This is a genomic window from Streptomyces sp. MZ04, assembly GCF_004684775.1.
Classification (GTDB): domain Bacteria; phylum Actinomycetota; class Actinomycetes; order Streptomycetales; family Streptomycetaceae; genus Streptomyces.
The window spans coordinates 1-11,802 of sequence record NZ_SRIC01000069.1; the positions used below are offsets into that span (position 1 = coordinate 1).

Here is an 11,802-nt window from a genome sequence, read left to right on the forward strand (position 1 = left end):
CCCCCACGGAGCCCCGGGCCTTCCACGCCGCACTGCCCGGCTACGCGCCCACCCCACTCACCGAACTCCCCTCACTGGCGGCCGAGTTGAACGTAGGAAGGGTCTTCGTCAAGGACGAGTCGTCGCGCCTCGGACTGCCCGCGTTCAAGGCGCTCGGCGCGTCCTGGGCGGTGCACCGGATCGTCGCCGAGCGGGCCGCGGGCGGGCAGGTGGCGGGCGGTGCGGTCACGCTGGTCACCGCCACCGACGGCAACCACGGCCGTGCCGTGGCCCGGACGGCCCGGCTGCTCGGGCTGCGTGCCCAGGTGTTCGTGTCGAAGGGCGTGCATCCGGCCGCAGCCGACGCCATCGTCGCCGAGGGGGCCGAGGTCATCGAGGTCGCCGGGCCCTACGACGACGCCGTACGCCAGGCCGCCGCCGCGGCCGACGCACCCGGCACGGTGCTCGTGCAGGACTCCGGGCGGCCCGGCTACGAGCGGATCCCCGGGTGGATCGTCGAGGGGTACTCCACCCTGTTCGCCGAGGTCGACGCCCAACTCGCCGCCGCCGGAGCCGATGCGCCCGGCCTGGTGGCCGTGCCCGTGGGTGTCGGTTCGCTCGCCCAGGCCGCCGTCACCCACTATCGCGGCCGCTCCGCGGGGCCCAATGCCACCGCGCTGCTCGCCGTGGAACCCGATGCGGCGCCGTGCGTACTGGAGAGCCTCGGACGAGGCGAGCCGACCAGCATCCTCACGGGCGAGACGGCCATGGCGGGCCTCAACTGCGGGACCCCGTCCGGCACCGCCTGGCCCTTCCTGCGGGACGGCCTGGACGCCGCCGTCGCCGTCACCGATGACGACAGCGCCCGCGCGGCCCGCGACCTCGCGGCCTCGGGCGTGTCCTCGGGTCCCTGCGGGGCCGCCTCGCTCGCCGGTGTCCGCGTCGCCCTGACCGGTGACGGTGCGGAGCCGCGCCGGGCCGCACTCGGCCTCGGGCCCGCGTCGACGCTCGTCCTGCTGAGCACCGAAGGCGCGGCGGCCAACCCGCATGGCGGGACGGCCCGTTCCTAGGGGAGTACGGGCCGCCGGGATCAGGGCCCGCAGGCCCGTCGCGTGGGAGAATCCGGGGCGTGGACGGGGGGATCCTCGAGCGGGATCCGCAACTGGCACGACTGGCCGCCGCCGTGCGGGAAGCGATCGACGGCGCGGGCTCGGTGGCGCTCGTCTTCGGCGAGGCGGGGATCGGCAAGTCGAGTCTGGTGAACGCGCTGCGCGCAGCCCTGTCCCCGCAGGCCCGGGTCCTTGTCGGCCAGTGCGACGACCTCGCGACGCGGCGCCCGCTCGGCCCCTTCAGGGACCTGGCGGGGAGCGTCGGCCCTGATCTCGCGCGGGCGGTGGCCGAAGGCGGCGACCGGCACCGGGTGTACGAGGCGCTGCGGGCCGAGCTGGCCGACGGGGCCCGCCCCGCGGTGCTCGTCGTAGAGGACGTGCACTGGGCGGACGAGGCCTCGCTCGACGCCCTGCGGTTCCTGGTACGCCGCGTGGACCGGCTGCCCGCCGTCCTTGTACTGACCTACCGCGACGACGAGTTGGACCGCGAGCATCCGCTGCGGGACCTCCTGGGCCAGGTGTCGCGGGCGGCCCGTGTGCACCGCGTCCCCCTGCCGAGGCTGTCCCGTGCGGCGGTCCGCGAGCTGAGCGCCCCGAGCGGCCTCGATCCCGCGCAGGTGTACGCCGTGACATCGGGCAACCCCTTCTACGTCGCCGAGGTCGTCGCGGCGGGCGGCACCGGGGAAGTGCCGCCGACCGTGGTCGACGCGGTCCTGGCCAGGCTGCGCGGCATCGACGCCGCCACCAGGGACACCCTGGAGCAGCTCGCCGTGGTGCCGTCGGCGGTCGAGCGCGCCCTCGTCGACGCGCTGCTCCCGGCGGGCGTGGCCCAGCTGGCGGCGGCCGAGCGGCACGGATTCCTGGTCGTGTCCCCGGAGCGGGTGGCGTTCCGGCACGAGATCATCCGCCGCGCCATCGCCGACTCACTGCCCGCCGCGCACCGCATCCAGCTCGACCGGAACGTCCTCGCGGTCCTCGTCGGCCTGCCGGGTGCCGACGCATCGCGCATCGTCCACCACGCGGCGCGGGCGGGGGACCTGGACGCCGTCGCGCGATACGGCCCCGACGCGGCGAGGGACGCCGCGTGCACCGGCGCGCACCGCGAGGCCGCCGCCCAGCTGCGGCTCGTCCTGCGGCAGCGGCAGCGCTTCGGCCCGGCCGAACTCGCCGGTCTCCTGGAGCGGTTCGCGGTGGAGAGCTACACCATCGCCGACTCGCAGGCCGCCGTGCGCGCCGAGCGGGAGGCCGTCGCACTGCGCCGGTCCCTGGGCGACCGCCGCGCCCTGGGCGCCGATCTGCGCTGGCTGTCCCGTATCCACTGGTGGGCGGGCGACGCCGACGCGGCGCAGGAGGCCGCCCGCGAGGCCATCGACGTACTCGAACAGGCCGGGGACGAGCGGCTGTTGGCGCTCGCGCTCAGCAACACCGCTCAGCTGCGCATGCTGTCCGACCGGTACGCCGAGGCGATCGGCTACGGCGAACGCGCCATCACCCTGGCCCGGCGGACGGACGACGCGGCGATCCTCGCGCACGCCCTGAACAACGTCGGCACCGCGCGCTGGCGCGGCGGTGACCCGCTGGGGCGCCCGCAGGTGGAGGAGAGCCTGGCGGTCGCGCTGAAGGCCGGTGAGGCCGAGCACGCCTGCCGGGCCTACGCCAACATCATCTGGACGCTCCTGGAGAACCTCCAGTTCACGGAGGCCGACCGGTTCCTCGCTCCCGCCCTGGAGTTCGCGGACCGCACGGAGCAGCTGGGGTTCCTCTGCTACCTCCAAGTAGAGCGCGCACTGCGGCAGTTCGCCGCCGGGGCGTGGGACGACGCGGAGCGGTACGCAGGATTCGGCGACGTCGGCGCGTTTCCGCCCGCCCGCTGCCCCGCCCTCACCGTCCTCGCACGGGTGCGGATCCGGCGCGGCACGGCGGGCGCCGATGAACTCCTCGCGCAGGCCGGGCGGATCGCCGCCCGCACCCGGGAGCTGCAGCGCACGGCGCCGGTCGCCGCGGCCCGCGCGGAGGCCACCTGGCTGCGCGGCGACCACCCCGCCGTGCTCGCCGCCGTCGAACCGCTCTACGAGCAGGCCCGCCGCCTCGCCGCGGCGCCGTACCGCGCGGAGCTCGGCCACTGGCTCGCCAAGGCCGGGCGGCCCGTGCCCGATGACGGCTCCGGACATCCGTACGCCCTCCAGGCGGCGGGCCGTTGGGGCGAGGCGGCCGCGACCTGGGAGGCGGCGGGCTGCCCCTACGAGCACGCGGCGGCACTGGCGCAGAGCCCGGACCCGGCGGACAAGCTCACCGCGCTCGCCGCCCTCGACGCCCTGGGCGCCGTTCCGCTGGCCAGGATCGTCCGCGCCGAACTGCTGGAGCTCGGCGTGTCCCGGATACCCCGCGGCCCGCACGCGGCGACCCGCGGCAATCCCGCGGGCTTGACCGGACGCCAACTCCAGGTAGTGCGACTTCTGATGGAGGGCCTGACGAACATGGAGATCGCCGGGCGGCTCGTCCTGTCCGTCCGCACGGTCGACAACCACGTGCGCGCGGCCCTGGAGAAACTCGGCGCCCGCAGCAGACGCGAGGTCGCCGCCCGCGTCGCGGACCTCGGCATGCCGCCCGGCGGCGAAAAGTAGGTACCCGCGGGGCGTGAGCTGGGTGACGGGCACGGATGCCGGGGCCTTGCGTCCGCGCGTAGAAAGAGGGCGCACCGGACTCACGCATCCAGCACGGGGGAGCACATGTCCAACACGCCCGCACAAGCAGCACGCCGCGAACTGATGGGATTCAAAGGGGAGTTGATCGGCCCGGACGACTCCGGGTACGAGGAGGCCCGCACCGTCTACAACGCGATGGCCGACAAGAGCCCCGCGCTCGTCGCCCGCTGTACCGACGCCGACGACGTGGCCCGGGTGATCCGCTTCGCCCGCGAGCACCGCCTGCCCCTCGCGGTGCGCGGCGGCGGCCACCACGGAGCGGGCCTCGGCACCTGCGACGGCGGCGTGGTCGCCGATCTGTCACCGCTCAAGTCCGTCGAGGTCGACCCGGTGGCCCGCACGGTCCGGGTCGGCGGCGGCTGCGTCTGGGGCGAGGTGGACCGCGCCACGCACGAGCACGGCCTGGCCACGCCGAGCGGCATCATCTCCACGACCGGCGTCGGCGGCCTCACCCTCGGCGGCGGCCTCGGCCATCTCACCCGGCGCTACGGACTGAGCATCGACAACCTCCTCGCGGCCGATGTCGTCCTGGCCGACGGCAGCCTGGTGCGCGCGAGCGCCGACGAGGACACCGATCTGCACTGGGCGATCCGCGGGGGCGGCGGCAACTTCGGCGTCGTCACCTCCTTCCTCTTCCGCCTGCACGAGCTGAGCACGGTCGTCGCGGGGCCCACCTTCTGGCCCGCCGAACAGGGCGCCGAAGTCCTCGCCGCCTACCGGGACTTCCTGCCGCGCGCGCCGCGCGAGGTCAACGGCTTCTTCATGTACGGCACCGTGCCCCCGGCCCCGCCCTTCCCCGAGGAGCTGCATCTGCACAAGGTCGCGGGCGTCGTGTGGTGCCACACCACCGACGACCCCGACGCGGCGGCCCGCGCCATGGCGCCGCTGCTCGACGCGCTGCCCGAGCCGGCCCTGCACGCCGTCGCCCCGATGCCCCACCCCGCGCTGCAGTCCCTGTTCGACGGGCTCTACCCGCCCGGCGACCAGTGGTACTGGCGGGCGGACTTCGTCGACGAGATCCCGGACGAGGCCGTCGCCCTGCACGCCAAGTTCGGCGTCGACGTACCGACCATGCAGTCGACCATGCACCTGTACCCCATCGACGGCGCCGCCCACGACCACGCCTCGACGGACACGGCCTGGAGCTACCGCGGCGCCCGCTGGGCCTGCGTCTACGCGGGCGTCGACCCGGACCCGGCCAACGCGGACCTCATCAAACGCTGGACCGTCGACTACTTCGACGCCCTGCACCCGTACACGGCGGGCGGCGCCTACGTGAACATGATGATGGACGAGGGGCAGGACCGCGTACGGGCCAGTTACCGCGACAACTACACACGGCTGGCCCAGGTCAAGGCCGCGTACGACCCGGAGAACGTCTTCCGCCTCAACCAGAACATCGAGCCGGAGTAGGGAGTAGGGAGTAGGGAGTAGGGAGCCGGGAGACGCGGCGTAGCCCCGAAAGGCCGTCACGACGCGCCCCGGCGCAGGGACGCACTTAGCGTTGCGGCATGTGCTGGAGCGCGACGGCCGATCTCGTGGCGGGCACCGCCGTCTCCACCGTGGGTGTCGTCTGCCTCGTCCAGGCGGCGCGGCGCCCCCGCGACCTGCCCGTCGCCGCGCTCCCGCTGCTCCTCGGCATCCACCAGATCATCGAGTCCGTGGTCTGGCGCGGCGACGGCGGCACGGGAGCCGCCACCACCGCCTGGGCGGTGATCGCGCTGCCGCTGCTCGCCCTGTGGGTGCCCGTGGCGGTGCTGTGCGCGGCGCCACAAAACGCCCACCGCCGACTCCTCGTCCCGCTCGCGGCGGGCGTCGCGACGTCGGCGGCGCTCGCGTACTGCCTGGCGACCCGCACCGTGACGGCCGAGATCCACGGCCACGCGGTCGGGTACGCCTTCGGTCTGACGTATCCGGAACCGGTCGTCGCCGGCTATCTCGTCGCCACCATCGGCTCCCTGCTCCTCTCCGGCGACCGGGGCCTCGTCCTGTTCGGGGTCCTGGTCGCCGTCGGGGCGGCGGTGTCCGTGGCACTGTGGCGGCGGGAGTACATCTCGACGTGGTGCGCGCTCGCCGCGGTGTGCTCCGTGGTCCTGCTCGGCTGGGTCAGAAGGCGTCGTCCGGCAGCTCGACGGCCGTCCGGTCGAGGCCTTCGAGGAGCGTGAACTGGGCCTCGGTCCTGGGCAGTTCATGGCGGAAGAAGTAGCGGCACGCGCCGCGCTTGCCCTCGTGGAAGGCCTCGGTGCCGGGCGCGGCCGCGAGGAACTGCTCCAGCCACATCCAGGCGACGACGACATGCCCGACGGCCTCGAGGTAGACGCTCGCGTTGGCCAGGGCCGTCTGCGGATCGCCGGTCGACCAGAGCCGCTGGGTCACGTCCACCGCACGCGCCACGGACGCGTCGAGCGCACGCCCGTACCCGGCCGCGGAACCACCCGCCGCGGCGGCGCGGGCGGTCGTCCGCGAGATCCGCTCGACGAGCAGCCGAAGGCCGGCGCCGCCGTCCATGACGACCTTCCGGCCGAGCAGATCGAGGCCGTGGATGCCGTGCGTGCCCTCGTGGATGGGGTTGAGACGGTTGTCGCGGTAGAACTGCTCGACGTTGTACTCGCGCGTGTAGCCGTAGCCGCCGTGCACCTGGATCGCCAGGCTGTTGGCCTCCAGGCACCACTGCGAGGGCCAGCTCTTCGCGATCGGGGTGAGCACGTCGAGCAGCAGCTTCGCGTCGGCCCGCTCCTGCGGCGAGGTGCCGGTCCGCTGCTCGTCGAGCAGCATCCCGCAGTACAGATTGAGCGCCATCGCGCCCTCCACGTACGTCTTCTGCGCGAGCAGCATCTTGCGTACGTCGGCGTGCGCGATGATCGGGACCTGCGGCGATGCCGGGTCCTTGGCGGTGACCGGGCGGCCCTGCGGGCGGCTGCGGGCGTAGTCGAGCGCGTGCAGATAGCCGGTGTAGCCGAGGGCGGTCGCGCCCAGACCCACGCCGATCCTGGCCTCGTTCATCATGTGGAACATGTAGGCGAGGCCGCGGTTCGCCTCGCCGACCAGATGACCGACGGCGCCGGGCTCGCCGCCCGGCCGGTGCGCGCCCTCGCCGAAGTTGAGCAGTGTGTTGGTGGTCCCGCGATAGCCCATCTTGTGGTTGAGGCCCGCGAGCACGACGTCATTGCGCTCACCGAGTGAACCGTCCTCGCCGACAAGGACCTTGGGCACGATGAACAGCGAGAGCCCCTTCACGCCGGGCGGCCCGCCGGGAATCCGGGCGAGCACCAGATGCACGATGTTCTCCGAGAGCTCGTGCTCCCCGCCGGAGATCCACATCTTGTTCCCGAAGAGGCGGTACGTCCCGTCATCCTGGGCCTCGGCGCGGGTGCGCACATCGGCGAGCGACGAACCGGCCTGCGGCTCCGACAGACACATCGTCCCCAGGAAGCGGCCTTCGACCATGGGGCGTACGAAGGTGTCGATCTGCTCCTTGGAGGCGTGCGCGAGCAGCAGATTGGCGTTGCCCATGGTCAGGAAGGGATACGCCGCCGTGCCCACGTTCGCCGCCTGGAACCAGGCGAAGCAGGCCTGCGAGACCACGGCGGGCAGCTGGCCGCCGCCGATCTCGTGGTCCATGGCACTGGCGAGGAGCCCGGAATCCCCGAAGACCCGCAGCGCCTCCTTGACCTCGGGGATGATGTGCACCCGCTCGCCGTCGAAGGTGGGCTCCTCGGCGTCGCTCTTCTTGTTGTGCGGGGCGAAGTGCCGCGTCGCGATCTGCTCGCTCAGTTCCAGGGCGGCGTCGAAGGTCTCGCGGGAGTGCTCCGCGTACCGCTCCCGGCCGGTGAGCGCGGGCACGTCCAGCCACTCGTACAGCAGGAAGTCGAGATCGCGACGGGACAGGAGCAGGGATGCCATGCGGTTTCTCCATGCGGTGACGGCGGTACCGATGCCGGGGCAGGCAGCCCCGCACCCCCGATACTAAGCGCTTGCTTATGGGATCTGTCGAGAGGCGCAGGCGCCGATCCCAACCTCGCGGCCGGGGAGCGAGGCGAGGGCCGCGGCCGGGGACGCTCCGTCATAAGGCGTTCCGGCCGCTCCCCCTCGCGGCTGACGGCTCCTACGCAGTTCACCGGAACCCCGGTCAGGGCCGAGTCCCCGGTGGGACTCTGCTGCGTAACGCCGAGATCGAGGCGTGGGCGGGGGGTTCTCATGCGGATCCAGCCACGGGTCTCAGCCCTGTGCGGGAGTCTCGTCGCCGTGGCCGTGCTGGCCCTCGGTGCGACAGGATGCGCTGGTTCGGGAGGAGCGGGTGACCCGCCGCCCGACCCGTTGGTGCCGTCCTCGTCGGTCGGTTCGAGCGAGTCGCAGACGAGTTCGTCCGGTGGCGAAGGCGGGGACGACTCGAACGGGTCCGGTGGCGAAGGCGGCGACGACTCGAACGGGTCCGGTGGCGAAGGCGGCGACGACCTGGCGCCGGTGGGCTCCCCGCCTACGGACACGGGAGGCACCGCGGAGCCTTCCCCCGAGCTCACCGATCCGCCGTCCGAGACTCCCTGCGAGGGAGTTCCCACGCCCGCCCCGACCTGCCCGCCCTCTCCGGAACTGACGCCGAGCCCCGTGCCTGCCGAGACCTGACACGGCCGACGGAAGCGCCGATGGACATGAGGGACACCCCAGAGTCACCGAGAGGCGAGTCCTCCCGTTCGTCGGTCATCCGCATCCAACGCCGCCTCCACCAACGCCGTATCCGCCGACGCCGACAACTCGGGAACACCGCTCGCCCCGCACCTCCCCCGCGTGCCCAGCCCGCGGAGCCGAGTGGCAAGGCCACCGAGATCGCCAACTCCGTCTTCGGCGCGGGCTCGCTCATCCTCGCGCTGATGCTCTACACCGGGTTCGTCCACAGCCGCGCCTACTACGCCTACTTCCACCTCGATGTCTTCTCCGTGGGCTTCGACCCGATCGAGATGGCGCTGCGCAGCCTTCGGCTCGCCACCTTCCCGGTGCTCATCACCCTGAGCCTGGTCGGCATCCTCCCCCGCCTCCCCGGCCTGCTGCCCTCGCTCGGCGTGCCCGGCCGCATCACGGGGCGCGTCGACAGGGCTGCCCGCGCCGTCGCCCGAGCCCATCTGGCGTTCGTCGCGGCGGGTGTGCTCCTGCTGCTGGCGTGGCGCTTCGGCCGGCCCTGGTCCTTCCGGTGGGCCGCCCCGCTCCTTGTGGCCGTCGGACTCCTGCTCGGACAGCGCGGCTCCGCGGGACGGTCCGCCGGCAGCACGGGCCGGACGTGGCATCGCGCCGTCCCCGTCATCACCGCGAGCCTGTTCCTGATGTGGGTCGTCGCCCTCGCCGCCGGGGAGTTGGGCCGACAGGACGCGCGCCACGATGCCGAGCAGCTGGTACGGCGCGTATCAGTGGTGGTGCTCAGCACCGAGCGGTTGAGCATCCAAGGCCCCGGCCTGAAGGCGGAGGATCTGGGCAAGGACAGGCATTACCGGTACCGGTACAGCGGCCTGCGCCTGTTGGTGGAGCGGGACCGCCGGCACTATCTGCTGCCGCTGAACTGGAATCACGACACGGACGCCACGTACGTCATCGAGGACGACGAGAGCATCCGGATCGATCTGTATCCCGGGACCCAGCCTCGCCGTTGACGTACCCGTCAGTGCCCTCGGCGGGCCCCCGCCGGCGGGCGGACCGAGTCGCGGGCGACCACGGGGCAGGTCAGGCGGCGCGCGGCCGCCCGGTCCACCGGCTCACCCGCTTCGGAGGCGTCGAGGAGCATGCGGACCGCCGTCGCGCCCATCTCGTGGTGCGGCAGCGCGATCGTCGTCAGGGCCGGGACCAGGTGGTCGGCCATCTGGTCCTGGTCGTCGTAGCCGACCACCGACAGTTCCGTGGGTACGTCGATGCCGAGGCGGGCCGCGGCGAGCAGCGTGCCCGTGGCCACCCGGTCGTTCGCGCAGACCACGCCCGTCGGCCGGGCGGGACCGCCGAGCACCCGCAGCGCCGCCGCGTACCCCTCGTCGATCTGCCAGCCCGCGCGGAGCACCCACTCCTCGCGGGCGGTGATGCCCGCGGCCCGCAGCCCGTCGCGGAAGCCGCGGGCCCGGTCCGACGCGGCGATGTCACCGGTCGAGCCGCCGAGCAGGGCGATCTCGCGGTGCCCCGCCTCGATGAGCACGTCCACCGCACAACGGCCGCCCTTGCGTTCGTCCGGTACCACCGAGGCGTACGAACCTGGCTCGCGCGGCAGACAGTTGGCGAGCACCGTGCGGGACGGGTCGATGCCATCGGGCACGTTGGTGCGGCGCATGGACATCGCCGCGTACACGATCCCGTCCACCCGGCGGGCCCGCAGCTCGGCGACCGCCTCCGCCTCGGCGGCCGGGTCGAGGCGGGACTCGAGGAGCAGCACCTGATGCCCGCGCTCGCGCGCCGCCTCCATCGCGCCGAGTACAAGGCGGCCGGCGAAGGGGCTCGTCGCGATCTCGTCGCTGAGCAGCCCGATCACCGCGCTGCGCTGCTTGCGCAGTGAGCGCGCCACCTCGTCGGGGCGGTAACCGAGCTGATCGGCGGCCTTCCTGATCCGCGCCTGGGTCTTGGCGGAGAGGTTCCCGGCGGCGCGGCCGCTGAACACGAAGGACACGGCGGCGCGTGACACCCCGGCAAGCTCGGCGACATCGCGGGCGGTGGGGCGGCTCACGTCGCGTCTCCTCCTGGTGTGTGACTGCGGGCGACAACTGAGGGCGACAACTGTGGGCAACAACTGTGGGCAACAATCGTCACGGCCAGTATCGCCGGAGCGTACGGCCGTACCGGGACGCAGGGGGCGCGGCTAGGCTGACGTGGATCAAGGTGGATCACCCGTGCGGCATCGAAGGGGGCGGGGAACATCGAGAGCGCCGACAGCGTGAGCGGCGACGCGGGCAGGCCCGAGCGGCCGACGTCGAAGGACGTCGCGCGGCTTGCCGGGGTCTCGCACACCGCGGTCTCCTTCGTCTTCAACGGCCGGGCCGCCGGCAATCTCTCGCCCGCGACCCAGGAGCGCATCCGCAAGGCCGCCGAGCAGCTCGGCTACCGGCCCAACGCCGTCGCCCGCGGTCTGCGCCGCCGCCGTACGGCCGTGATCGGCCTGGTCACCGACCACATCGCCTCGTCGCCGTTCGCCGGGGCGCTGCTGCGGGGCGCGATGGAGACCGCCTGGGACCGCGAGCACCTGGTGCTCACCGTCGACTCCACCGGCGACCCCGCCAAGGAGGACGCGGCCGTCGCCGAGCTGCTCGACCGCCGAGTGGACGGCATCATCTACGCCGCCATGTCCCTGCACTCGGCCCGCGTCCCCGCCGGCCTGAAGCGCACCCTCGCGGTGTTCGCCAACTGCCTCCCCGACGACGGCTCGCTGGCCGCGGTGATCCCCGCCGAACGCTCCGGCGGCCGGGCGGCGGCCAAACTCCTCCTCGACGCGGGGCACCGCAGGATCGCCCTGGTCGGCGGGCTCGACGACATCGCGTCGGCGGAGCGGCTCCGGGGCTTCCGGGACGCGCTGCGGACGGTGGGGGAGCGGGCGGGCAAGGACTGGATCGTGCGCGGCGGAGGGGAGATCTCGGCCGGTTACGAGGGAGCGATGCGCCTGCTGGACGGCGTGCCCGCCGCGCAACGCCCCACGGGCATCGTCTGCTACAACGATCGGGTCGCGGCGGGCGTCCTGCACGCCGCGGCCCGGCTCGGCATCGATGTCCCCGGTGACGTTTCGTTGGTCGGCTACGACGATCAGGAGCACATGGCGGGGTTCCTGTACCCACCGTTGACCACGGTGGCGCTGCCGCACCGTGCCATGGGGGAGGTGGCGACGGGGCTTCTTCTGGACGCCATAGAGAACGCCACGCCCCCTGCCGTTGAGGTTCGGCGTCTGGAGTGTCCTGTGGTGGTGCGTGACTCGGTGGGGCCGCCTCGGTCGTGAGGGTGCGGGGTGCGGTTCGGCTGCGGGTGCGTCGTGGCTGGTCGCGCAGTTCCCCGCGCCC

8 protein-coding genes are annotated in these 11,802 nt (G+C 73.3%); 6 read left to right on the forward strand and 2 right to left on the reverse strand.

What is annotated here, in order from left to right; genetic code table 11:
* The 4 genes from E2651_RS16980 to E2651_RS16995 all read left to right on the forward strand — a co-directional run.
* Positions 1-1,049, forward strand: a 1,049-nt coding sequence (locus E2651_RS16980) for a diaminopropionate ammonia-lyase (protein WP_245238911.1), incomplete at its 5' end; no start/stop codon positions are given.
* Between the two features lie 59 nt (positions 1,050-1,108).
* Positions 1,109-3,712 carry a LuxR family transcriptional regulator gene (locus E2651_RS16985; protein ID WP_135331993.1) on the forward strand — a complete coding sequence of 868 codons (2,604 nt, stop codon included), beginning with the start codon at positions 1,109-1,111 and terminating at the stop codon, positions 3,710-3,712.
* A gap of 105 nt (positions 3,713-3,817) precedes the next feature.
* A complete protein-coding gene (locus E2651_RS16990) occupies positions 3,818-5,206 on the forward strand; it encodes an FAD-binding oxidoreductase (protein WP_135331994.1) in 1,389 nt (462 codons plus the stop codon).
* 98 nt (positions 5,207-5,304) lie between these two features.
* Complete coding sequence (locus E2651_RS16995) at positions 5,305-5,958, forward strand: DUF6629 family protein (RefSeq protein ID WP_135331995.1); 654 nt, start codon at positions 5,305-5,307, stop codon at positions 5,956-5,958.
* On the opposite strand, the gene E2651_RS17000 is transcribed toward E2651_RS16995, so the two are convergent.
* Complete coding sequence (locus E2651_RS17000; protein ID WP_135331996.1) at positions 5,900-7,696, reverse strand: acyl-CoA dehydrogenase; 1,797 nt, start codon at positions 7,694-7,696, stop codon at positions 5,900-5,902. The genes E2651_RS16995 and E2651_RS17000 overlap by 59 nt on opposite strands.
* Before the next feature lie 746 nt (positions 7,697-8,442).
* Between E2651_RS17000 and E2651_RS17005 the strand changes: the two genes are divergently transcribed.
* A complete protein-coding gene (locus E2651_RS17005) occupies positions 8,443-9,432 on the forward strand; it encodes a hypothetical protein (protein ID WP_245238913.1) in 990 nt (329 codons plus the stop codon).
* Positions 9,433-9,440: 8 nt separating this feature from the next.
* Here the strand turns inward: E2651_RS17005 and E2651_RS17010 are convergent, their stop codons facing one another.
* A complete protein-coding gene (locus E2651_RS17010; RefSeq protein WP_135331997.1) occupies positions 9,441-10,484 on the reverse strand; it encodes a LacI family DNA-binding transcriptional regulator in 1,044 nt (347 codons plus the stop codon).
* Positions 10,485-10,691: 207 nt separating this feature from the next.
* On the opposite strand from E2651_RS17010, the gene E2651_RS17015 reads away from it, so the two are divergent.
* Positions 10,692-11,741 carry a LacI family DNA-binding transcriptional regulator gene (locus tag E2651_RS17015; protein ID WP_135331998.1) on the forward strand — a complete coding sequence of 350 codons (1,050 nt, stop codon included), beginning with the start codon at positions 10,692-10,694 and terminating at the stop codon, positions 11,739-11,741.
* Positions 11,742-11,802 lie beyond the last annotated feature (61 nt).

What these genes read in the sequence shown, in the direction of transcription:
- E2651_RS16990 (WP_135331994.1), top strand. Translation starts at nt 3,818, where the DNA reads ATGTCCAACACGCCCGCACAAGCAGCACGCCGCGAACTGATGGGATTC.
- E2651_RS16995 (WP_135331995.1), top strand. Translation starts at nt 5,305, where the DNA reads ATGTGCTGGAGCGCGACGGCCGATCTCGTGGCGGGCACCGCCGTCTCC.
- E2651_RS17000 (WP_135331996.1), bottom strand. Translation starts at nt 7,696, where the DNA reads ATGGCATCCCTGCTCCTGTCCCGTCGCGATCTCGACTTCCTGCTGTAC.
- E2651_RS17005 (WP_245238913.1), top strand. Translation starts at nt 8,443, where the DNA reads ATGAGGGACACCCCAGAGTCACCGAGAGGCGAGTCCTCCCGTTCGTCG.